The organism is Pseudomonas donghuensis, from assembly GCF_000696345.2.
GTDB lineage: Bacteria > Pseudomonadota > Gammaproteobacteria > Pseudomonadales > Pseudomonadaceae > Aquipseudomonas > Aquipseudomonas donghuensis.
The window spans coordinates 2462677-2483569 of the sequence record NZ_CP071706.1 but is presented as its reverse complement, the minus strand read 5'-3'; the positions used below and the strand labels follow the sequence as shown (position 1 = coordinate 2483569).

Annotated in this window: 22 protein-coding genes; 12 read left to right on the top strand and 10 right to left on the bottom strand. The window is 64.8% G+C overall.

Going from position 1 to position 20893, the window contains the following annotated elements; all coding sequences use genetic code 11:
- Positions 1 to 254 precede the first annotated feature (254 nt).
- The 3 genes from BV82_RS11580 (at position 255) to BV82_RS11570 (ending at position 2891) form a co-directional block, all read left to right on the top strand.
- The gene (locus tag BV82_RS11580) at positions 255 to 842 is read left to right on the top strand and encodes an SMI1/KNR4 family protein (protein WP_036996039.1); all 588 of its coding nucleotides are present in this window, start codon (positions 255 to 257) and stop codon (positions 840 to 842) included.
- Positions 843 to 936: 94 nt separating this feature from the next.
- Positions 937 to 1752, top strand: a complete 816-nt coding sequence (locus BV82_RS11575) for a carbon-nitrogen hydrolase family protein (RefSeq protein ID WP_036996040.1) — start codon at positions 937 to 939, stop codon at positions 1750 to 1752.
- Positions 1753 to 1787: 35 nt separating this feature from the next.
- Complete coding sequence (locus tag BV82_RS11570; protein ID WP_036996041.1) at positions 1788 to 2891, top strand: polyamine ABC transporter substrate-binding protein; 1104 nt, start codon at positions 1788 to 1790, stop codon at positions 2889 to 2891.
- 31 nt (positions 2892 to 2922) lie between these two features.
- Here BV82_RS11570 and BV82_RS11565 read toward each other — a convergent pair whose 3' ends face one another.
- Entirely contained in the window at positions 2923 to 3504 is a 582-nt protein-coding gene (locus BV82_RS11565) for a DUF4174 domain-containing protein (protein ID WP_036996043.1), read from the bottom strand.
- A gap of 223 nt (positions 3505 to 3727) precedes the next feature.
- Between BV82_RS11565 and BV82_RS11560 the strand changes: the two genes are divergently transcribed.
- Positions 3728 to 4231, top strand: a complete 504-nt coding sequence (locus BV82_RS11560) for an anthrone oxygenase family protein (protein ID WP_036996044.1) — start codon at positions 3728 to 3730, stop codon at positions 4229 to 4231.
- A 519-nt stretch (positions 4232 to 4750) separates the two neighbouring features.
- On the opposite strand, the gene BV82_RS11555 is transcribed toward BV82_RS11560, so the two are convergent.
- Both BV82_RS11555 and BV82_RS11550 read right to left on the bottom strand, forming a co-directional pair.
- Positions 4751 to 7111, bottom strand: coding sequence for a DNA polymerase II (locus BV82_RS11555; protein WP_036996046.1), 2361 nt, complete (start codon positions 7109 to 7111; stop codon positions 4751 to 4753).
- Positions 7112 to 7177: 66 nt separating this feature from the next.
- Positions 7178 to 8377 (bottom strand): MFS transporter, encoded by a 1200-nt coding sequence (locus tag BV82_RS11550; RefSeq protein WP_036996140.1) that lies wholly within the window; start codon positions 8375 to 8377, stop codon positions 7178 to 7180.
- Between the two features lie 122 nt (positions 8378 to 8499).
- On the opposite strand from BV82_RS11550, the gene BV82_RS11545 reads away from it, so the two are divergent.
- Positions 8500 to 9405, top strand: coding sequence for a LysR family transcriptional regulator (locus tag BV82_RS11545; protein WP_036996047.1), 906 nt, complete (start codon positions 8500 to 8502; stop codon positions 9403 to 9405).
- On the opposite strand, the gene BV82_RS11540 is transcribed toward BV82_RS11545, so the two are convergent.
- Positions 9402 to 10301 carry a LysR substrate-binding domain-containing protein gene (locus tag BV82_RS11540; RefSeq protein WP_036996049.1) on the bottom strand — a complete coding sequence of 300 codons (900 nt, stop codon included), beginning with the start codon at positions 10299 to 10301 and terminating at the stop codon, positions 9402 to 9404. The two genes, BV82_RS11545 and BV82_RS11540, sit on opposite strands and share 4 nt — an antisense overlap.
- A gap of 108 nt (positions 10302 to 10409) precedes the next feature.
- On the opposite strand from BV82_RS11540, the gene BV82_RS11535 reads away from it, so the two are divergent.
- The 6 genes from BV82_RS11535 to BV82_RS11510 all read left to right on the top strand — a co-directional run bounded on the left by BV82_RS11535 (position 10410) and on the right by BV82_RS11510 (position 14233).
- Complete coding sequence (locus tag BV82_RS11535) at positions 10410 to 11027, top strand: LysE family translocator (RefSeq protein ID WP_010225677.1); 618 nt, start codon at positions 10410 to 10412, stop codon at positions 11025 to 11027.
- A 125-nt stretch (positions 11028 to 11152) separates the two neighbouring features.
- Positions 11153 to 11881: a hypothetical protein gene (locus tag BV82_RS11530; protein ID WP_050990032.1), complete on the top strand. Its 729-nt coding sequence runs from the start codon at positions 11153 to 11155 to the stop codon at positions 11879 to 11881.
- A 98-nt stretch (positions 11882 to 11979) separates the two neighbouring features.
- A complete protein-coding gene (locus tag BV82_RS11525; protein WP_036996141.1) occupies positions 11980 to 12678 on the top strand; it encodes an AzlC family ABC transporter permease in 699 nt (232 codons plus the stop codon).
- Positions 12675 to 12998 carry an AzlD domain-containing protein gene (locus BV82_RS11520; protein ID WP_010225671.1) on the top strand — a complete coding sequence of 108 codons (324 nt, stop codon included), beginning with the start codon at positions 12675 to 12677 and terminating at the stop codon, positions 12996 to 12998. Before BV82_RS11525 ends, BV82_RS11520 begins: the two co-directional genes overlap by 4 nt.
- Positions 12995 to 13825, top strand: coding sequence for an AraC family transcriptional regulator (locus BV82_RS11515; RefSeq protein WP_215444975.1), 831 nt, complete (start codon positions 12995 to 12997; stop codon positions 13823 to 13825). Before BV82_RS11520 ends, BV82_RS11515 begins: the two co-directional genes overlap by 4 nt.
- A 12-nt stretch (positions 13826 to 13837) precedes the next feature.
- Positions 13838 to 14233, top strand: a complete 396-nt coding sequence (locus BV82_RS11510) for a hypothetical protein (RefSeq protein ID WP_010225667.1) — start codon at positions 13838 to 13840, stop codon at positions 14231 to 14233.
- Between the two features lie 38 nt (positions 14234 to 14271).
- Here BV82_RS11510 and BV82_RS11505 read toward each other — a convergent pair whose 3' ends face one another.
- Positions 14272 to 14901, bottom strand: coding sequence for a LysE family translocator (locus BV82_RS11505; RefSeq protein WP_010225665.1), 630 nt, complete (start codon positions 14899 to 14901; stop codon positions 14272 to 14274).
- A 97-nt stretch (positions 14902 to 14998) separates the two neighbouring features.
- On the bottom strand, positions 14999 to 15769 hold the full coding sequence (locus BV82_RS11500) for an AraC family transcriptional regulator (RefSeq protein WP_010225664.1): 771 nt from the start codon (positions 15767 to 15769) through the stop codon (positions 14999 to 15001).
- Between the two features lie 100 nt (positions 15770 to 15869).
- Between BV82_RS11500 and BV82_RS11495 the strand changes: the two genes are divergently transcribed.
- On the top strand, positions 15870 to 17000 hold the full coding sequence (locus tag BV82_RS11495; RefSeq protein WP_010225663.1) for a Bcr/CflA family efflux MFS transporter: 1131 nt from the start codon (positions 15870 to 15872) through the stop codon (positions 16998 to 17000).
- Between the two features lie 54 nt (positions 17001 to 17054).
- Here BV82_RS11495 and BV82_RS11490 read toward each other — a convergent pair whose 3' ends face one another.
- Genes BV82_RS11490 through BV82_RS11475 form a run of 4 tightly spaced genes read right to left on the bottom strand, consistent with a single transcriptional unit; the run spans position 17055 to position 20881 of the window.
- Positions 17055 to 17810, bottom strand: a complete 756-nt coding sequence (locus BV82_RS11490) for an ABC transporter permease (RefSeq protein WP_036996051.1) — start codon at positions 17808 to 17810, stop codon at positions 17055 to 17057.
- The gene (locus BV82_RS11485) at positions 17810 to 19009 is read right to left on the bottom strand and encodes an ABC transporter substrate-binding protein (protein WP_010225661.1); all 1200 of its coding nucleotides are present in this window, start codon (positions 19007 to 19009) and stop codon (positions 17810 to 17812) included. The genes BV82_RS11490 and BV82_RS11485 overlap by 1 nt, the downstream gene beginning before the upstream one ends.
- Positions 18975 to 19823: an ABC transporter ATP-binding protein gene (locus BV82_RS11480; RefSeq protein ID WP_036996053.1), complete on the bottom strand. Its 849-nt coding sequence runs from the start codon at positions 19821 to 19823 to the stop codon at positions 18975 to 18977. The genes BV82_RS11485 and BV82_RS11480 overlap by 35 nt, the downstream gene beginning before the upstream one ends.
- On the bottom strand, positions 19820 to 20881 hold the full coding sequence (locus BV82_RS11475) for an acyl-CoA dehydrogenase family protein (protein WP_036996054.1): 1062 nt from the start codon (positions 20879 to 20881) through the stop codon (positions 19820 to 19822). Before BV82_RS11475 ends, BV82_RS11480 begins: the two co-directional genes overlap by 4 nt.
- Between the last annotated feature and the right edge of the window lie 12 nt (positions 20882 to 20893).

Sequence of the window (20893 nt, the reverse complement as noted above, 5' to 3'; positions counted from 1 at the left end):
CTCGAAGAGCAAATGAGAATTTCTATCATTCTATGCGAATAATAGAAGGCGTTGGAAGAGCGCCGCACTCAAGCTGGCCCACCGGCCTCATCGCTGGCAAGCCAGCTCCCACAGGTTTTTCACAAACCCTGAGAGCGGCGCCGACCCTGTGGGAGCGGGCCTTGCCCGCGATCGAGCGCGCAGCGCTCGCAATCCCGGTGAATTTACGTCAGCCTGGCTATCATCTGTGCTCTTTCAGGAAGGAACCGCCCCTCATGTCCCTCGTCACCACCTACCTCACCGGCCTGCGTCAGGCGCTGCCAAGCGAGTCACTTGAGCAGTTGAACCTTGCCCACGGCGCTTCGGCCGAAGGCCTGCAGACGCTCACTGAGCGTTACCCGCTGTGCCCCGCCAGCCTGCTGGAACTGCTCGGCCATATCGACGGGACCCATTTCCGAGACTACCCAGGCGGCACGGTCATCGTCCTGATCCTCGGCTCGGACGTATTAGAGTACCCCTACTTCCTCAGCGCCGCCGCACAGATCCTCGAAGACGCCAGGGGTTACACCGACAGCATTCGCGGCATCTACGGCGATTACCTGGACGAATACCCGGAAACCGTCGGCCCGGGCATCGACATCGACCTGGGCATGAACCAGCGCCTGTGCTTCTCCCACTGCATGAACAATGGCGGTACTTCCAAGCTGTACATCGACTTCAACCCCGCCGCCGGCGGCACCGTCGGCCAGGTGCTGCGCTACCTGCACGACCCTGACAGCTATGAAGTGATTGCCGACAGCTTCGATCAGTACCTGCAGCAGTTGATCGACGACGACTTCGCCTTTGTTGAACGGGAGATCTGAGCGCCATTACCCATTCAGGGTTACTCCATCAACGTGATTACCGCCCACGCCGTCGCGCCGCATACTCGGTTCCAGCCCTACGCAAGGAACCACGATGAAGATCGAACTGATACAACTCGCCGGCCGCGACGGCGATACCGCCTACAACCTGCAACGTACCCTTGAGGCCATCGCCGGTTGCGCGGCCGACAGCGACTTGCTGGTGTTCCCGGAAACCCAGCTGATGGGCTTTGCCAGCGCCGCGCAATTGCCCGAGGTCGCTGAAGCCGTGGATGGCCCCAGCGTCCGGGCCGTGCTGCAGGCAGTGCGTGAACGCGATGTCGCGGTGGTGATCGGTCTGGCCGAAAAGGCCGACGGCCGCTACTACAACACCTCGCTGCTGCTGACCCCCGAGGGCATCGCCCTGCGCTACCGCAAGACCCACCTGTGGCCCTCGGAGCGCGGCCTGTTCGAGCCTGGCGATCGCTACACCACGGTGAGCTGGAAAGGCCTGCGCATCGGCCTGCTGATCTGCTACGACATCGAGCTGCCGGAAAGCAGCCGCGCCCTGGCGCAACTGGGCGTCGACCTGATCGTGGTCAGCAACGGCAACATGGACCCCTACGGCCCGGTGCACCGTACCGCGATCATGGCCCGCGCCCAGGAAAACCAGGCCTTTGCGCTGATGGTCAACCGCGTCGGCGCAGGCGATGACGGCCTGGTGTTCGCCGGCGCCAGCGCGGTGGTCGACCCGCACGGACGCCTGCTGTTCGAAGCCGGGCGCGAGGCCTGCCGGCAGGTCATCGAGCTGGACCTGCAACAACTCGAACACGCCCGCCGCGCCTACGACTACCTGGCCGACCGGCGCCTGCAACTGCCCGGCCAACGCATCGAACACCCTGACGGGCGCCGCGAACTGCTGATCCCCTGAGCGCTATCCCTTACAACAAGAGCCCGGAGAGCCCCATGAAGTCGACCCGCCCTATCCCCCTGGTACTCGCCGCGCTGCTCAACGTCGCCGTCGCCCAGGCCGCCGAAAGCAGCGCACCCAGCGTGCACATCTACAACTGGTACGACTACATCGCCCCCAACACCACCAAGGAATTTCAGCAGGCCTCGGGCATAGCCCCGGTGTATGACGTGTTCGACAACAGCGATGTGATGCAGAGCAAGCTGATGGCCGGGCGCAGTGGCTATGACGTGGTATTTGCCAGCGGCGACCTGCTGCCCAACCTGATCAAGGCCGGGGTGCTGGCCGAGCTCGACCGCAGCCAGTTGCCCAACTTGCCGCACCTGGACCCACAGATCCTCGCCAAACTGCAGAACAACGACCCCGGCAACCGCTTCGCTGCTCCGTATTTATGGGGCACCACGGGCCTGGGGTATGACGTCGACAAGGTCAAGGCGCGCCTGGGCGATGCCGCACCGCTCAACTCCTGGGACCTGATCTTCAAGGAAGAAAACATCGCCAAGCTGGCCGACTGCGGCGTGGCCATGCTCGATGCGCCCAACGAGATCATCCCCATCGCCCTGCATTACCTGGGCTTGCCCTACAACAGCAAGAACCCCGAGGACTACCGCAAGGCCGAAGCGCTGCTGCTCAAGGTGCGCCCGCATATCGCCTACTTCGACTCCTCGCGCTTTATCTCGGACTTGGCCAACGGCAATGTCTGCGTGGTGCTGGGCTGGTCCGGCGGGGTGTTTGACGCAAGACTTGCCGCCGACAACGCCAAGAATGGCCGCGACATCCGCTACAGCATTCCCCGCGAAGGTGCGCCGTTCTGGCTCGAAAGCATGGTGCTGCTCAAAGACGCGCCCAACCCGCAGCAAGGCCTGGCCTTTATCAACTACATGTTGCGCCCCGAGGTGATCGCCGCCTCGACCAACTACCTCGGCTACCCCAACGCCAACAAGGACGCCGCACCACTGGTAGAAGCGAAGATCCGCGACAACCCGTCGGTGTACCCGCCCCAGGCGGTGCTCGATACCCTGTTCGCCCTGGAGCCGCTGCCACTCAAATACGAGCGCATCCGCACCCGGGTGTGGAGCAAGGTCAAGACCGGGAGTTAGTGTGGCGAAGGGTCCCGGCGGCCGCTAAGCCTCAATCCTCCAGCGGTTTGGGCGGTGGCAAGGGCTTGGCGGGTTTGGCCGGCTTGGCCGTTTTGCCATCCTTGCCCGGCTTGGCCTCTTTAGCCTTTGTGGCGTCAGTCTTAAGATCGGCAACGGTCGGCGGCACGATGGCTTTCTCTGCCGCCGGCAACTGGTCAACCGCGTCGAAAATCGCCTTGGGTTCAAGGGTGCCGGGGTGTTCTATCCGGTGCTGCTCACCATCCTTGCCCACCAGTACCACCTGGGTGACCACCGTATCCCGGGCACTGAACTTGAACTGGCGGATCAAAGCCATGGTGGCCTGCTGATCGAGGTCTTTGCCATCGCGCTTGCCCATCATGCCGGCGACGCTGTACAGCACCAGCTTGCGCTCCTGGAAGGCAGCCTTGGTGGCCGGGTCTTCCAGCGCTGCGTTCAACGCGCGAAGGGTCGGGTCGGCGGTACTGGGGGCAAGCACAACCAAGGCGCGGGCCTTGTACAGATCCTGGCCCAAGGGGTCATCGCTATCGGCAGCGAGGGCGGGACCGGCAACGATAGCCAGCAAGGTGGCGAAGGTCAGTGACCGGACAAGCATGCGCATCTCCTTTCAAATTCCATGCATCAAAGACTACAAATCGCGACGAAAGATCCGGGTTGCGAGCCTAAACTACAGGGCCAGATGAGTGGGCAAGGCAAAGGTAACTTCCGATTACCAAGTGCGACCTTGGATGCACACCGAAAGGTCTGTCATCCGATTCTGAGGATAGCTGAAGGCCGCCTGCCATGCCCGACGACCACCCTGGAAAAAGGCCTGAACCATGAGTATTACCGACACCCTGCTGTTGTTGCTGATCCTTGTTACCGCCCTGGGTTGCGGGTTGATGGGCGGGTTGTTCTTCGCCTTCTCCAACTTCGTCATGCAGGCCCTGGAGCGCATTCCGGCACAGAGTGCGGTGACGGCCATGCAATCGATCAACCAGGTGGTGCTCAACCGCCTGTTCCTCTCGCTGTTTCTCGGTACCGCCGTGACCTGCGCGATTCTGCTGACCTGGGCCTGGCTGCGCTGGCCATTGCCGGGCAGCCTGTGCATCGGCATTGGCAGCGGCCTGTATCTGCTCGGTAACGTGCTGGTGACCATGCTCTTCAACGTGCCGCGAAACCAGAGCCTGGCGCGCCTGGACCCGGCCAGTAGCGAGGCGGCCAGTGCCTGGCCGACCTATGCGCGGATATGGAACCGCTGGAACCATGTGCGCACCATTACCGCCCTGGCGGCCACGGCCTGGTTGATGGTGGCGTTGCTGCGGGTGGTGTGGACTCAATAGCGGCTGCTCAGCTCCCACAGTAGATCTGTGCACGCCGGACCTGTGGGAGCTGGCTTTGCCTGCGATCGAGCGCGCAGCGGTCGCAATCCAGCCAACCCCTGATGTGCTGGCTGCACCGGCCTCATCGCCGGCAAGGCCGGCTCCCACAATAGACCTGCATGTACCGGACCCGTGGGAGCTGACTTTGCCTGCGATCGAGCGCGCAGCGGTCGCAACCCAGTCAACCCCTGATGTGCTGGCTGCACCGGCCTCATCGCCGGCAAGCCAGCTCCCACAGTAGATCTGTGCACGCCGGACCTGTGTGGCTTTGCCTGCGATCGAGCGCGCAGCGGTCGCAACCCAGTCAACCCCTGATGTGCTGGCTGCACCGGCCTCATCACCGGCAAGCGCCGGACCTGTGGGAGCAGGCCTTGCCGGCGATCGAGCGCGCAGCGGTCGCAATCCAGTCAACCCCTGATGTGCTGCCTGCACCGGCCTCATCGCCGGCAAGCCACACAGGGTCAGTGCATGCAGGTCCGGCTAGAACAAGCCCATCTGCCGATCGATCAACGCCGTGAAGTCGTCCTCCACGAACGGCAGGATCGCATCCGCCACCGGCTGCAACTGACGGGTCAGGTAGTGGTCGTAATCGATCGCCGAATGCCGCGTCTCCAAAGGTTCCGGCCCCGCCACGGTAATCACGTAGCTGATCCAGCCGCCATTCTGATACTGCCGCGGCCTGCCCTGACGGTCATTGAAGTCATCAGCCATGCGCGCTGCGCGCACATGCGGCGGCACATTGCGCTGGTAGTCGGCCAGCGGCCGGCGCAGGCGCTTGCGGTAGATCAACAGCTCATCCTGCTCACCCGCCAAGGTCTTGCGCACGTATTCACGCAAATACTGTTGATACGGCTGACGCTTGAAGATCCGCTCGTACAGTTCCTGCTGAAACTGCCGGGCCAGCGGCGACCAGTCGGTGCGCACGCTTTCCAGGCCCTTGAAAATCATCTCCTCGACGCCCTCGCCACGTTGCACCAAGCCGGCATAACGCTTCTTGCTGCCCTCCTCGGCGCCGCGAATGGTCGGCATCAGAAAGCGCTTGTAGTGGGTCTCGTACTGCAGCTCCAGGGCGCTGTCCAGGCCATAACTGTCGCGCAGGTGCTCGCGCCACCACTGGTTGACCTGCTGCACCAGCTCGCGGCCGATGCGCGCCGCATCCGCCTCGTCATGGGCACGCTTGAGCCAGACGAACGTGGAGTCCGTGTCGCCATAGATCACCGCATACCCCTGGGCCTCGATCAGCTCACGGGTACGGCGCATGATCTCGTGGCCGCGCATTGTGATCGATGAGGCCAGGCGCGGGTCGAAGAAGCGGCAGCCACTGGAACCGAGCACACCGTAAAAGGCGTTCATGATGATCTTCAGCGCCTGGGAAAGCGGCGCATTGTGCTCGCGCTTGGCCACCTCGCGGCCCTGCCAGACCCGCTCGACAATCGCCGGCAGGCAATGCCGGGTACGGGAAAAGCGCGCACCGCGAAAGCCCGGCACCGAGGTCGCGTCGCCCGGCTCGCGCAGGCCTTCGATCAGCCCTAGCGGGTCGATCAGGAAGGTGCGGATGATCGACGGATACAGGCTCTTGTAGTCGAGCACCAGCACCGACTCGTACAGCCCCGGCCGCGAGTCCATGACGAAGCCGCCGGGGCTGGCCTCCTCCGGGCGCTCGCCCTGGTTGGGCGCGACGAAGCCCTGGCGGTGCATCAGGGGCATGTACAAATGACAGAACGCCGCCACCGAGCCGCCGCTGCGGTCAGCCGGCAAGCCGGTAACCGTGGCCCGTTCGAGCAGGAAGGTCAGCAGTTCGGTCTTGGCGAAAATCCGTGTGACCAGTTCGCAGTCCTTGAGGTTGTAACGGGCCAGGGCCGGCTTGTCCTCGGCGAACATGCGGTTGATTTCGTCCATGCGCTGGTACGGGGTGTCGATGGCCTTGCCTTCGCCGAGCAGGGTCTGGGCGACGTTCTCCAGGCTGAACGAAGGGAAGCTCCAGGTCGCCGAACGCAGCCCTTCGATACCGTCGATGATCAGGCGCCCGGCGGCCCCGGTAAAAAAATGCGCGCGGCTGCCGTGCGCGCGCCAGTCCATTGCTTCACCGCCACGGCCCAGGCGCAACGGCACCTTGAGCTCGGTGGCGTGGTGTTGCAGCACGCGCAGGTCGAACTGCACCAGGTTCCAGCCGATGATCGCGTCGGGGTCGTGCACAGCCAGCCAGTCGTTCAGGCGTTCGAGCAAGCAGGCGCGGCTGTCGCAGTATTCGAGGTCGAAATCCACGCCTTCGGCGTTGCCGTTGGCCGGGCCGAGCATGTACACCTGGCGCTGGCCGCAACCTTCCAGGGCGATGGAGTACAGCTCGCCGCGCTCGGTGGTCTCGATGTCCAGCGACACCAGCTTGAGCGTCGGCCGGTAGTCGGGGGCGGGTTTGAGCTGGGCGTCGAGCAGCACACCGCTGGCATCCGGCGTGCCGCTGAAACTGACCGGCGCGGTGATGAAGCGCTCCATCAGGTAACGCTCCGGCGGGCGCACATCGGCCTCGTAGATTTGCACGCCGGCGGTGCGCAGGCGTTTTTCCAGCTGGATCAACTGGCGGTGCTGGCGGCAGTACAAGCCCAGCACCGGCCGTTGTTCGAAATCGCGCAGGGCCAGCGCGCGCAACTCGACGTCGCGCTCGCCGCGCAGCAGCGCTTGGGCTTGCCCACGCTGCTCGGCGGGGACGAACGCCACCGAGGTCTGCACCGGCAGACGCAAGCGCCGGGGGCCCTGATCGGTGGCCAGCCAGAACTCGACAAGCGTACCCGCCGGGGTATCGCGCCAATGCCGGGTCAGGACAAAGCCCTGCTGTAACTCCACCGCTGCAACCTCGAAAACACCTGTGTATGCAGCGATTCTACCCGTCTGGGCCGGCGCCTGCCGAACTTAGCTCGGCACCCGTGCGCCCGGTGCGAAACCATGACCATGGGCGCGACCGGCAATCAGCAAGGCCACGGCGATCAGTGCCAGCAACACCCAGGGGAAACTGCCCACGCCCCACTGGCTGAGCAGCACGCCGCCGAGCAGGCCGCCTGCGGCAATCGCCGAGTTCCACACCGTGACTATCATCGACTGGGCGACATCGGCGCCCTCCCCGGCAGCGTCGGCGCTGGCGGTTTGCAGCAGGGTCGGCGCGCCGCCGTAGGTCAGGCCCCAGAGCGCAACACTGAGATACACCAGCGGCGCCGACTGGCTGACAAAACCGAGTACCAGGGCCACCATGGCAAAGCCGAACAAACTCAGCAGGACCATGTTGCGCAGGTGCTTGTCGATCAACGCACCCACCACGCCGATACCGGCCAATGCGGCAATACCGAAGGTCAGCAGGACCATGCCGGTACTCGCCGCCAACCCCACCGACGCCAGGTACGGCACGATATAGGTGTACAGCACGTTGTGCGCCAGCACCCACGTGAGGATCACCAGCAACACCGCCAGAACGCCGGGTGTGCGCAGTACCTGAGCGATGCCCGGGCGTTGGCCGGGGGCGTGGCCGTCAAAGTCCGGCACCTTGCACAGCACCCAGGCCACCAGCACCAGGGTCGCAGCCGAGACCAGGGCAAAGGTCATGCGCCAGCCCAGCAGCTCGCCCAGCCAGGTACCGGCCGGCACGCCCAGCGACAAGGCCACCGGCGCGCCGATCATCGCCACCGCCATCGCCCGGCCCTGTTGCTCGGGGCTGACCATGCGCCGCGCATGCCCGGCGATCACGCCCCAGGCCAGGCCAGCGGCGACGCCGGTCATGAAGCGGGCGACCAGCGTCAGCCAGTAGGAACCGGACAAGGCCGTCACCGTGTTGAACAACAGGAAGCCGATAATCGCCAGCAGCAACACCGGCCGCCGGCGCCAGCCCTGGGTCAGGGTCACCAGCGGGATGGCGGTCAGCAGCGAGCCCAGGGCATAGACGCTGACCATCTGCCCGGCCATGGCCTCGCTGATGTGCATACCGCTGGAGATCTGCCCGAGCAGGCCAGCCGGCAGGGTTTCGCTGAGGATGGCGATAAAACCGGTCATTGCCAATGCCAGCAGGCCGCTGACCGGCAAGGGCTGCTCCAGTGCGGCGGGCCCATCCGCCGTGCAACTCATCTGAGTCATGGTGACACTCCTGTAGGAAAGATGGGCGAACCTTAAGCCTGCGGTAACTGCGGAAAAAGACGGGTACAATTCCGCTCATAACGGACACTGATGTCCGCAATCAGGAAATGCAGATGGATAGCCTCAGCGGTTTCGTGGTGTTCGTGCGGGTGGCAGAAACCGGCAGCTTCGTCGGCGCCGCGCAGTCGTTGGGCGTCAGCGCTTCGGCCATTGGCAAGCGCGTGGCGCGCCTGGAGAGCCGCCTGGGGGTGCGCCTGTTTCACCGCAGCACGCGCAGCATCACCCTGACCGCCGAGGGCAGCCTGTTCCTGGAGCGCAGCCGGCGCATCCTCGCCGAGATCGAAGCCACCGAACTTGAACTGTCCCAGGCCAGCGAGGTGCCACGCGGACGCCTGCGTATCAGCCTGCCGCAGGTGACCGCGCTGGTGATGCCGGCCTTGAGCGAGTTCATGGCGCAGTACCCGGCCATCGAACTGGACCTGGATTTCGACGACCGCCTGGTGGATATCATCGGCGAAGGTTTCGATGTGGTCATGCGTGGCGGCACACCCAGCGACTCGCGTTTGAGCGCGCGCTTTCTTGGCCACTTTCATCACGTGCTGGTGGCCTCGCCGGCGTACCTGGCGCGCAATGGCACGCCCGTGCACCCCGATGAACTGGCCCGGCATACCTGCCTGCACTACCGCTTTCCCAGCACTGGCAAGCTCGAGCAATGGCCGTTGCGCCAGGAGCCCGCCGGGCACGAATACGACATCCCGGTGTCGATGGTGTGCAACCACGTCGACACGCGCATCTGCTTTGCCATCCGCGATCGCGGCATCACCTGCATTCCGGATTTCACCGTACGCCAGCAGCTGCAACGCGGTGACCTGGTGACCGTGCTGGATGACTACATGGAGCGGCGCGGCAGCTTCTACCTGCTGTGGCCCTCGGGGCGGCAAGTACCGCCACGGCTGCGGGTGTTCATCGACTTCATGAGCACGCGGCTGCTGCCGGGTGCTGGCGCGCCGCAGTATTAGTCATACAAATAGTCCAGCCCCTGGCCAGGCAGTTGCGGTGCCTGCTGCCGCAGGAATTGGCCGAGTTTCTGCACCTGGTACGCCTTGGGGCTGGCCTGCAGCCAGGTCAGGTAATAGCCCTCGCCGGTGGCCACCGCCTGGGGAAATGGCGTGACCAGGCGGCCGGCGTCAAGCTCGCCACTGGCCAGCAGCAGGTCGACCACGGCCACACCCAGGCCTTGCTGGGCAGCAGAGATGCCCTGATCCAGGGTGTCGAATACCTGGCCACGTTCCAGGCTGAGCGCGCTGCCCCCTGTCCGATTCAACCAGCGCCGCCAGTCACGCCGGTCCGGCGACGGGTGCAGCAGTTCGCAGCGGGCCAGGTCTGCCGGGTATCCGGGCTGGCACACCGGCACCAGCCACTCGTCAAACAACTTGAGGCTGGCGATGTCAGCGGCGAAGTGACCGTCGCCGAGCAGGATCGCGCAGTCGTAGGGCTCGCTGTAAAAGTCCACCGTGTCGATGTCCATCCAGACGCTGCTCAGTTGCACATTACTGTGCTCATCGCGTTGCTTGAACGCTGCCAGGTGCCTGAGCAACCAGCGCACGGTCAGGGTCGAGGGCGCCTTCAGGCGCAGATGCTGGCGGCCCTGCCTGAGCAGCCCGCAGGCGTTCTCGATGATTTTGAAACCGACCTTGAGCTCCTGGGCCAGCAACCGGCCCGGCTCGGTCAGTGCCACTTTCGGCCCGCGGCGCTCGAACAGCGCGCAGTCGAACAGGCCTTCGAGAGTCTTGATGTGATGGCTGATGGCGCCCTGGGTCAGGGCCAGTTCTTCAGCGGCGCGGGTGAACGAGCCGTAGCGTGCGGCCACCTCGAATGCCCTGAGCGCCTGCAATGCGGGAATACGTTCGGTCATGTCCAGCCAAAGCATGAATAAAACTAATAGAAAGCCACAGTAACAGGCGTTTTACAACCTTCCCTGGCCTGCCGAGAATTCTGCTCCCCCTGACCGAGAGATCCGCCTGTGAACAGTGCCCTGCTTGCCACCTACGTTCTGACCGTCTTGCTGCTGATCGCCAGCCCCGGCCCGGTGGTGGCGCTGGTGGTCAACACCACCGCCCGCGCCGGGCGCAAGCAGGCGCTGCTGACCGCCCTGGGCACCAACGGCGCTTCGTTGGTGCTGATTGCCCTGGCGGCAGCCCTGATCTTCAGCAGCGCCGCACTCAACCCACTGGTGTTGAGCGCCCTGAGCCTGTTCGGCTGCCTGTTCATCGGTTATCTGGGCCTGAGCGCCCTGGCCGAACTGCGCCAGCCCGCCCTCGCCACGGAGCAGGCCCCGCCCCACCAGGGCGGGCTGTGGCAAGGCTTTGCCATTGGCCTGGCGAACCCCAAGGACATCCTGTTCTTTGTTGCCTTCTTCCCGCAGTTCATCCAGGTCACCGAGCGCTTCAGCCACAGCCTGATGCTGCTGGGGCTGGTCTGGCTGGTGCTCGACCTGGGTATTCTGGGCCTGTACATCCTGGCCATCGGCCGCCTGGCCGAGCGCCTCGACCGGCGCCTGATCAGCGCCATCAGCGCCGTGGTACTGCTGGTCATCGCCGTTGCCGGGCTGGCCTACAACATCCGGCAACTGTTGCCCTGACGGGCTACGCTTTCGGCTGTGGGCCCAGAGCGGTTAGAATGGCGCGCTATAACCCAGGCCAGCCTCAAGCCACACTATGGACAGTCGGATTGAACCCTGAACAGCGCAGTTGTCTCCAAGCCCACATGCATGCCCGTCCGACCCCGAACCTCAGAGGCTCTTCCTTGATCCGCTCGCCCCTTTTGCACGGCCTGCTCGCCGTCGTGCTGCCGACTTCGGCACTGGCCGCCGGCGTTCAGATCGACCCACATGCCGACCTGCTGTACCGCCAGGCCCTGACCTTCCTGGAACAGGCCGAGTCCCAGACCAGCAGCTACACCCTCAAGACCAGCACCACCGACCAGGACCTCGCCCAGCAAGGCCAGGCCCTGGGCCGCACCCTGGCACCGGCGGTGACCCTGCTGAAGAAGGCCGTGGCACTTAACCACCCGGCAGCACAATACCGCCTGGCGCTCTACTACATCACCTATTTGCCGGCAGCCCAGATCCCTGACGCCGCCTGCCCGCTGCTCGAAGGTAGCATGACCCAGGGGTTTGCCCCGGCAGCGCTGGGCATCGAGAACTGGTGCCCGACCTTCAGCCGCAGTGAATACCGCACGGCGCTGGAAAGCGTGCAGAGCACCGCGACCCTCTACGCACCTTACTACCCGCAACCGGCCGTACGCCTGCCGTGCCATCGCGAGCAACCGCAAGGCCTGGCCATGCAGTGGGGCCGTCAGCGCGATTACCAGGCCGAGGTCTACCGCCTGCTGGCCAGCACCGACCCGGCGCAAAGCAGGAGCTACTGGCAAAAAGCGGTGGACATCAACGGCTGCATCCCGGCGCAGCGCCGGCTGGCCAGCAACCTCTACTGAGGGCACTGGCGTCGCCGCCGACAGCAAGATCGTTCAAGTCAGCGGCGCATCGCTCTGGCATGCTGTGCAACCGTGTTCATTGGTTGTTGCTGCCGTCCATGTCCAGTCCGCCGTTCGCCCGCCAGGCCTTTATTCGAGGCGCCATCGCCATCCTGCCGTTGTCCCTTGCCGTGGCCCCCTGGGGGCTGCTGGCAGGCTCCATGGCCATCGAAGCCAACCTCAGCCCCTGGGAAGGCCAGGGCCTGTCGGCCATTGTCTTTGCCGGCGCGGCGCAACTGGTGGCGATCGGCATGCTCAAGGGCGGTGCCAACCTGTTCTCGATCCTGCTCACCACCCTGTTGCTGACCTCCCAGCACTTGCTCTACGGGCTGTCGATGCGCCCGGTGCTGTCGGGCCTGCCGACCCGCTGGCGGCTGGGCCTGGGCTTTCTGCTCACTGACGAGTTTTTCGCCCTCACCAGCCAGTACGACAAACAACAGTTCAACCGCTGGTACGCCCTGGGGGTGGGCCTGACCTTCTACATCGCCTGGAACCTGTTCACCCTGGCCGGGATCATCCTCGGCCAGAACATCCCGCACCTGGACCAACTGGGCCTGGACTTCTCCATCGTCGCCACCTTCGTCGCCCTGATCGCGCCGCTGGTGCGCAACCTGCCCATCGTGGTGTGCGTGGCAGTGTCGTTGTTCTGCTCGGTGTTGTTCAGCTTCTGGCACTGGGACATCGGCCTGGTGGCCGCCGGCCTGCTGGGCATGAGCGCAGGTTTTGTCTGCCAGAAATTCAGTGGAGCACGCGCATGATCTTCGCCCTGATTATCGGCATGGGCCTGTTGGTGTTTCTCAACCGCTATGCCTTTCTGGAACCGCGCCTGCCGTTGCGCCTGAGCTCCAACGCCCGGCAATTTCTCGGCTTTGCCGTGCCGGGCATGCTCACCGCGATCTGCGGGCCGATCGTCTTTCTGCCCGGGCACCAGCTTGACCTGAGCCTGAGCAACCCTTACCTGATCGGTTCGCTGGTGGCGATAGTGCTGGTGCTGTTGACCCGCAGCACCTTGATCAGCATGCTGCTGAGCATGGCCTTCTTTTTTGTCTTTCGCTGGTGGTTGAACGGCAGCCCATGAACCCTGCACCCAAGGAACAGACCCGCTTCTGGCAAGCCTCGGCGCTCGGTGACACCGAGATGCTGCATGCGCGTTATTTTCAGCAGCGCTTCGCCCCCCATGTGCATGAAGGCTACGTGATCACCATCATCGAGTCCGGCGCCCAGCGCTTCTGGCACCGCGGCAGCGAACACCTGGCGCCAGTGGGCAGCATGGTGCTGATCAACCCCGACGAGCTGCACACCGGCGCCAAGGCCAGCGAAGAGGGCTGGCGCTATCGCGGTTTTTACCCCGACAGCGAACGCATCACCGGCGTGCTCGACGAGCTGGAACTCAAGCACGACGGCCTGCCGCGCTTTGACGCCAGCGTGCTGCATGACCCGCAACTGGCCAAAGCCTTCAGCTGGCTGCACTGCTCGGCCGAACGGGGCGCCAGCGCCCTGGAACAACAAACCGCCTGGCGCGAAGCCGTGCTGTTGCTGGTGCAGCGTCATGCCCGCGCCGGTGCGGCGCGCACGCCCGGCAACGAGCCCTGCGCCGTGGCCCGGGCCAAGGAGTTGATGGACAGCCGCCTGGCCTACCCGCCCTCGCTGGAAGAGCTGGCCACGGCGGTGAATCTCTCGCCCTTTCACTTCGCCCGGGTGTTTCGCCAAGCCACGGGCCTGCCGCCCCATGCCTGGCTCAAGCAACGGCGCCTGAGCCGCGCCCGTGAACTGCTGAAAAGCGATTGCCTGCCGTTCAACGTCGCCTTTGCCCTGGGGTTTTCGGACCAGAGCCATCTGAACCGGCAGTTCAAGCAAGCCTATGGCGTAACCCCGGGCGAGTACCGGCGCGCCTGCACTCATTAACGGACTAAGCCAATGCCCTACCCGCTTGCCTACCGCTGGTTCATTCACAAAGGCCTGACCGACTGGGAACCGTGGTATTTCTGTGATACCCAGGCGTCGCTGCAACAAGCACCTGACCTGACCAGGAACGCCTTCGCCGCCAGAGCCTTTGCCAAGGAAACCGGGGCGGACTTCGAGGTTTACCTGTTCGCCCGCCGCCAGGATCGGGAAGACTTTGCCTTCTTCGTGGTGCGCGACGGGGTGATTGAAGACAAGGTCATCACCGTGCATTTGTCGTTTGCCGACACACTCGAGCTACGCTCGCGGTTGAGCTATGAACACGTGACCCGCAGCTTCAGTGAATGGGTCGCCGAGGTGGCGCTGGCGGATGCGCTTGAGTGGATGAGCGAGGACGACCTGCAGGATTGAATCTGGGGTTGCTCTGCAGCCCATCGCTGGCAAGGCACTCACGCCGGGCGCTGCATCAACACCAAACGCAGCGCCAGCAGTGCCAACACACTGGCCAACAACCGTGGCTGCAATTTGGCCAGGCGCCCCTTGCCACTGAACCAACGGCTTATCACCCCGCCACACGCCCCCAACAGCACATGAAAGACCAGGGCAATCACGCTCAGCACCAGCCCCAGCAGCAGCAACTGCTGGGCCACCGCGCCTTTGGCCGGCACCACGAACTGCGGCAAGAACACGATAAAAAACAGCAGTGCCTTGGGGTTGAGCAGGCTGTTCAACGTGGCCGCAACCAACACCGCCGCCAGGGATGTCTCGCGCGGCCTATCGGCGTTGCCCGCCTTGCGCGGCTGCAACAGTTTGAAGGCCATCCACAACAGATAGACCGCGCCGCTGAAGCGGATGATGTCGAAGGACGGCGGCCAGGCGGCGACCAGCGCGGTAACACCGGTGGCGGTCAGTACGGTGAGCACCAGGTCCGCCAGGCTGATGCCCAGCGCCGCCGCCAGCCCGCCGCGCCAGCCCATGGACAGCCCATGGCTGATGACAAAGGCCATGTTCGGCCCCGGCGACAGCAGCAACAGGGTCACCGCCCCGGAAAAAATCACCAGCGTTTGCATATCGAGCATCGCACACCCTCCTGGCTGAGCTACTGGAATTGACAGTAACGGATCTCGAGCCCGGGAAAGCGCTACAGCGTCGCGAATTTATTGCGTAACAGTTGCCTCAGCAGCAATACGCCCGCGGCGTGCTGCCGGTCATGCTTTTAAAGAAGGCAATGAACGCACTGTCGCTGGCAAAGCCCAGTTCCAGCGCCACCTGGCTCAGCGGCTGATGGATCGCCAACTGCTCCACCGCGCGCACCAGCCGCCACTGCTGGCGCCATTGCTGATAGGACATGCCGGTGTCACGGCGGATCAGGCGGCCGATGGTTTTCTCGCTGGCGCCCACCGTGCGGGCCAGTTCCTGCAGCAGCGGTGGCAACTGCTCAAGGTTCTCGACCAGGCTGGCCAGGCGTCGATCCCTGGGCAGCGGCAAGCGCATCGGCTGCTGATCGGCGGCCTGCAGTTCGGCGATGCACAGGCCGGCCAGGTGCGCGGCGGCGCCTTGGCTCCAGTCGGTCTCGAACGGCGCCTGGGCAATGCGTTCGAGCAATTCGCGCAGCAGCGGATTGACGTCGAGGATCACCACTTCAGCGGGCAAATGCGGCCAGTGCCGGGGGTCCAGGTACACCGAGCGATAATCGACGGTCGCCCGCATCCGCGCCCGATGGGCTATGCCGGCGGGAATCCATGCCGCGCGGGTCGGTGGCAGCAGACAGAGCAGATCCGGCGCCAGGGCGTCGATGCGCACGCAGCCCTGGCGGGTGAACAGCACCTGCCCCATGCGATGCTGATGGATGCCGGAGTCGTGATCGCCCAAGGCTGAGCAAATGCCGACGATGGGCGTGCCAAAGCTCTGCGGGTCGAATGTGGCGGTGGGTTCTAGCCAGGCCATGCAGGTTGTCCGATTTTCACTATTTTTAGACCAGACCGCGACAATACACCCCTCGCCCGCCACCTACCATGAGCGCCCTCTTACCGACGGGGCGCTGCTGATGACCCAACCTACCTGGCTGACCCTGGCCACGGCCCTGCTGATGTTCCCGCAGATCGCCGAAACCCTTTACAGCCCCGCCCTGGTGGATATCGGCCAGGGCTTTGGGGTGACGCCTGCGCAGGCGGGGCAAACCCTGTCGCTGTATTTCGCCGCCTTTGCCGTCGGCGTGTTGGTGTGGGGCCGCCTATGCGACCTCTGGGGCCGGCGCCCGGCATTGCTCGCCGGCTTGCTGCTGTACAGCCTGGCGTCGCTGGCGGCCTTGCTGGTCACAAACTTCACCGGCCTGCTTGGCGCGCGCGTCGTCGCCGCCTTCGCCGCAGCGGTCGGTTCGGTGGTGACGCAAACCGCGCTGCGGGACGTGCATGGCGGTGCGCAACTGGCCCGGGTGTTTTCCCTGATCGGCATCTTCCTGGCCATCAGCCCGGCGATTGGTGTGCTCAGTGGATCGCTGCTGACCGAGGCCTTTGGCTACCGTGGCGTGCTGACCGCGCAGTTGCTGATGGCCCTGGCGTTATTGCTGTGGAGTTGGCAACTGATGCCGGAAACCCGCCCGCAATCGCCCAACCACGCCAGCCTGATCAGCACCTTGCGGCGCATGCTCGGTGATCGGCGGGTGCTACTGGCGACGCTGTTGGTGGCATTGTTCAATATCGGTGTGTTCAGTTGGTACAGCCTGGCGCCGTTCATTTTCCAGCGTTTGCAGTTGCAAAGCCTGTTTGGCTACAGCGGCGTGTTGCTGGCGCTGGGCTCGCTGCTCGGCGCGCGCCTCAATGCACGACTGCTGGCGCGGGGTGTCAGCCAGGCAACCCTGCTCAACCTGGCCTGCGCGGTGAACCTGCTGGCGGCTCTGGCGATACTGTTGCTCGGCGAGCACTGGCTGATCGCTGTGGCCATGGCCTTCATGCTCGGCGCCTTTGCCATGGCGATCCCATTGCTGCTGGGCTCGGCACTGGTCGAGTATGGCGATTGCCGGGGGACGGCGGGGGCGTTGTTCGGGTTGATGTATTACGGGTTGATTGGCGCGGGCTTGAATCTGGCGGGTGAGTGGCAGGCGTTGGGGGTTACCCTGGTGTGGTGTGCAGCGCTTATCAGTATTACGGCATGGGGTTATGGGCGGCGGAGTCTATGAGAGCAGCGCGGGGCAAGCCCGCTCCTACAGGGTGGGAGCGAGCTTGCCCCGCGATCAGGCATGTACCCAGCGCCGATGCAGCCCGCGGGCCAGGGCATCGAGCATAAAGCCCAGCACGCCGATCAGCAGCACCATCGCCATCAGCTCCGAATAGGCCAGCCGATCGCGGGTATCGAGGATGAAGTAGCCAAGCCCGGCACTCACCCCAAGCATCTCGCACGGCACCAGCACGATCCACAAGATACCAATGGCCAGGCGCACGCCGGTGAGCACATGGCCAAGCACGCCGGGGATGATCACCTTGCACAGGGTCTCCCAGCGCGTCGCGCTCAGGCTGCGGCTCAACTGCAGCCAGCGCGGATCGAGTTGACGCACACCCGCAGCGGTGTTGAGCAGAATCGGCCACAGAGCGGCGAAGGCCAGCAGGAAGTAGATCGGCTGATCGCCCACCCCCATCAGCATCACCACCACCGGCATCCACGACAGCGGCGAGATCATCCGCAAGAACTGAAACGCCGGGGTGGTCGCCGCCTCCAGGTGACGATAGCTACCCACCAGCAAGCCCAGCGGCACGCCGATCAGCAAGGCCAGCAGCAAGCCGATAAGGATGCGCTTGAGGCTGACCCAGATATGCTCGTACACCTCGCCCTGGCCCAGCAGCTCGATCAGGCTGCCGAGGGTGGCCTGGGGCGAAAAACGCGCCGACAGGCCATCGGCCTCGCCAAACGCATGCACGCCCAGCCACCACAGCAACAACAAGCCGAGCAGGCCGGCAACGCCCAGGGCGCCATGGATTGCATGCCTGCCCATCAGATCGAAAACTCCTCGCTACGCTCGAAGCTCTCCGGCAAGCCGAAAGCCTTGAGCCCGCCGACCGCAGCGATGCTGTTGCGCACGAAGCGGTCGTCGACCAGGTCACGGGCGGTCTGTTGCGGGTCGAGGCCGGCAAGAAAACCCTTGTCGCCTTCGATCAAAGTGTTCTGCAGGCGGCGCACCAGTTCTTCGGTGTAGCTGGGGAACGGATAGGGCTGAAAATCGATGCGCTTCTCGTCCCACTGCGCATGCTGGATCGCACCGCTGGCGATGTAGGCGTCGCGGGCCGCGGCCGCCGGCGCCAGCACCTGGCTGAGCACCTGCGGGGTGTGCGGGGTGTATTTGTTCGGCCCGCTCTTGGACAGCAGCGCGGCGGCTTCGGCGCGGTGGTCGCGGGTCCACAGCTGGGCCTTGACGATGGCATTGACCACCTTCTGCGACCACTCTGGGCGGTTGTTCAGGTCATGCTCGTGCATGAACACCACGCAGCAGGCATGGTTGCGCCAGATGTCGCCGGTAAAGCGCTGCACGCGGCCAACCTTGAGGTCTTCGGCCAGGGCGTTGAACGGCTCGGCGACGATGTAGCCGGCAATGCGCTTGCTGGCCAGGGCCGGCGGCATGTCCGACGGTGGCAGCACCACCAGGTTGACCTCATTGGCCGCCAACTGGGCAGTCGCGGCCTTGGACACCGGGGTCAGGCCATGGTCGCGGAACAACTGCTGCACCACCACGTTGTGGATCGAGTACCAGAACGGAATCGCCACGGTTTGCCCGCCCAGTTGCTTGACCTCGGTAATCCCCGGGGCCACGGTCAGGCCCGAGCCGCCAACGTGGTTCCAGGCCACCACCTTGGCCGGCACCTTGCTGCCGTAGCGCGCCCATACCGTCATCGGCGAGAGCAGGTGAATGACGTTGACCTGCCCGGAAATGAACGCCTCGATCACCTGCGCCCAACTGCGCAGCAGCACCGGCCGCTCGGCCTTGATGCCCTCGGCTTCGAACAGGCCATTGTTGTGCGCCACCAGCAACGGCGTGGCGTCGGTGATCGGCAGGTAGCCGATGCGCACCGGTGCATCCGGGTCGCTGGCCGCACGCGCCTGCAGGCTATTGAGCAGTGGCATGGCGCCACCGGCGGTCAGTAGGGCGCTGAGTTTGATGAAGTCACGACGAGTGTGGGTGAAGTCGTCCAGGCACATGGGCAGTCTCCGACGGCAGCGGCATAGGTTGAGAATCAGGTTCGGGTGTGCGGCTGGCCCGCCGAAGGGTTTTGAGTATGTCGATGCGCAGCGCGCCCAGTTCCTCGACCCGCTGCTCGCGGGGCTGCGGCAGGTCGATGAGCCATTGGCCGAGGGTGCGCGCCGGGTGGTTGCCCAGTAGCAGCACGCGATCGGACAACAGCAGGGCTTCGTCGATATCGTGGGTAATGAGGATGGCCGCAGTGTTGTGCCGGGCAATCAGTTGCAGCAGCAGTTGCTGCATGTCGGCGCGGGTCACTTCATCCAGCGCGCCGAAGGGTTCGTCGAGCAACAGCACTTGCGGCTGGCGTGCCAGGCAGCGGGCCAGCGCGGTACGCTGGGCCATGCCGCCGGAGAGCTGCGCCGGGTACTGCTCGCGAGCGTGCTGCAGGCCGACCGCCTCGATGGCATGGTCGATACGCGCACGCCGTTCGCTGGCGGCAAGCTTGGGCTGGCGGGCGAAATCCAGGCCGAAGGCGACGTTGCTTTCCAGGCTCAGCCAGGGCAGCAGGCTGGGGTCCTGGAAGGCCACCGCCAGGCGCGGGTGCGGGCCCTGCAACGGCTCGCCGAGCAGGCTGACGCTGCCGGCGCGGGCCTGCTGCAAACCGGCCAGCACCCGCAACAGGCTGGATTTTCCGACACCACTGGGGCCGAGGATGGTGATCACCTCGCCCGGCGCCAGTTGCAGGTCGAAATTTTCCAGCACGCTTTGCCAGCCGTGCTCACGCGGGTAGCCAAGGCTGATACCGCGGGCTTCGAGCAACACCTCGGTCATGCTGCCGACGCCTGGCGTTGCAGCTCGGCGCGCAGTTGCACCAGGCTTGGAGTAACGATTGGCACGAACGCCGACTCGCGCCAGCGGCGGGCGAACCCAGCGCCGTAAGCGGTGAGATAAGCCTTGCCGCCGCTGGCCTGCAACTCAAGCTGCACGGCATCGGCTGCGGTTTCGGCGAGGCTGATGCGCAGCTTGAACAAGGCCGCCGGCTGGGTCAGAAAATGCCCGTCGAGCAGGCCCTTTTTCAGTTCGGTCACGGTGTTTTCCAGACGCTCGCGCAGTACCTGCAGCGCCTCGCCAAGGAACGAGCGCATGCCTTGCAGATGCGCCTCCACCTCACTCAATGAACGGCGCGCCAGGCCGATGGCCATGCCGCATTGCAGGCCCAGGAACGACGGACGCACCGCAGGCAGAAACTGCTTGGCGTTTTCGTGCAGCAGCCAGTCGCGGCTGACCGGCACCTGCTCGAAACTCAAGGCGGCGGTGTTGCTCGACTGCAGGCCCAGCAGTTGCAGGTCGTCGGAGCGGGTCAGCCCGACAGCAGTGTCGGGAATGGCCAGGACGAATGGCGAGGCGCCCTCCTCTTCAATGGCCGCCGCCACCACGAAGCCCCCCTTGCGCAGGTTGGTCACCCAATGCAGGCGCCCGGCCAGGGTCCAGCCCTGGTCGTCACGCAGGCCCTTGACCTGCAGCGCTTCGATACCCGAGAGGTACTTCATGGCGTTGGAGAGCCCGGTGGCGCCGGCCAGTTTGCCACTGAGCAGGTCGGCCAACAGGCGCTCGCGCAGCCCGGCGTTGGGGCTGTGCAGCAGGTATTCGACAAAGGCGCGCTGGCCCCAGAAGACGAAGGCCGCCGCCAGGGAATGGCTGGCGACATTGGCAAGCGTCTCTACCGCGTCGGCGACCGTGCCGCCGCTACCGCCCAGAGCCTGGTCAATGCCGACGCGCAGCACCTGCGCCGCCGCCAGTTGCCCCAGTACCGCCTGCGGGTCGCCATGGCCCTGGTCGAGGGCTTCGGCCTGGGCATCCAGCCACGTGACCAATGCGGGATCGAGCATAGCGTTTACTCC

Bases quoted from the DNA above. Each gene is read 5' to 3' on its own strand.
- BV82_RS11545 (WP_036996047.1), top strand. From the start codon at position 8,500: ATGGATAGCCTCAGCGGTTTCGTGGTGTTCGTGCGGGTGGCAGAAACC.
- BV82_RS11565 (WP_036996043.1), bottom strand. From the start codon at position 3,504: ATGCTTGTCCGGTCACTGACCTTCGCCACCTTGCTGGCTATCGTTGCC.
- BV82_RS11505 (WP_010225665.1), bottom strand. From the start codon at position 14,901: ATGCTCGATATGCAAACGCTGGTGATTTTTTCCGGGGCGGTGACCCTG.
- BV82_RS11580 (WP_036996039.1), top strand. From the start codon at position 255: ATGTCCCTCGTCACCACCTACCTCACCGGCCTGCGTCAGGCGCTGCCA.
- BV82_RS11560 (WP_036996044.1), top strand. From the start codon at position 3,728: ATGAGTATTACCGACACCCTGCTGTTGTTGCTGATCCTTGTTACCGCC.
- BV82_RS11575 (WP_036996040.1), top strand. From the start codon at position 937: ATGAAGATCGAACTGATACAACTCGCCGGCCGCGACGGCGATACCGCC.
- BV82_RS11475 (WP_036996054.1), bottom strand. From the start codon at position 20,881: ATGCTCGATCCCGCATTGGTCACGTGGCTGGATGCCCAGGCCGAAGCC.
- BV82_RS11485 (WP_010225661.1), bottom strand. From the start codon at position 19,009: ATGTGCCTGGACGACTTCACCCACACTCGTCGTGACTTCATCAAACTC.
- BV82_RS11570 (WP_036996041.1), top strand. From the start codon at position 1,788: ATGAAGTCGACCCGCCCTATCCCCCTGGTACTCGCCGCGCTGCTCAAC.
- BV82_RS11515 (WP_215444975.1), top strand. From the start codon at position 12,995: ATGAACCCTGCACCCAAGGAACAGACCCGCTTCTGGCAAGCCTCGGCG.
- BV82_RS11510 (WP_010225667.1), top strand. From the start codon at position 13,838: ATGCCCTACCCGCTTGCCTACCGCTGGTTCATTCACAAAGGCCTGACC.
- BV82_RS11525 (WP_036996141.1), top strand. From the start codon at position 11,980: ATGTCCAGTCCGCCGTTCGCCCGCCAGGCCTTTATTCGAGGCGCCATC.
- BV82_RS11530 (WP_050990032.1), top strand. From the start codon at position 11,153: ATGCATGCCCGTCCGACCCCGAACCTCAGAGGCTCTTCCTTGATCCGC.
- BV82_RS11500 (WP_010225664.1), bottom strand. From the start codon at position 15,769: ATGGCCTGGCTAGAACCCACCGCCACATTCGACCCGCAGAGCTTTGGC.
- BV82_RS11540 (WP_036996049.1), bottom strand. From the start codon at position 10,301: ATGACCGAACGTATTCCCGCATTGCAGGCGCTCAGGGCATTCGAGGTG.
- BV82_RS11495 (WP_010225663.1), top strand. From the start codon at position 15,870: ATGACCCAACCTACCTGGCTGACCCTGGCCACGGCCCTGCTGATGTTC.
- BV82_RS11550 (WP_036996140.1), bottom strand. From the start codon at position 8,377: ATGAGTTGCACGGCGGATGGGCCCGCCGCACTGGAGCAGCCCTTGCCG.
- BV82_RS11490 (WP_036996051.1), bottom strand. From the start codon at position 17,810: ATGGGCAGGCATGCAATCCATGGCGCCCTGGGCGTTGCCGGCCTGCTC.
- BV82_RS11480 (WP_036996053.1), bottom strand. From the start codon at position 19,823: ATGACCGAGGTGTTGCTCGAAGCCCGCGGTATCAGCCTTGGCTACCCG.
- BV82_RS11520 (WP_010225671.1), top strand. From the start codon at position 12,675: ATGATCTTCGCCCTGATTATCGGCATGGGCCTGTTGGTGTTTCTCAAC.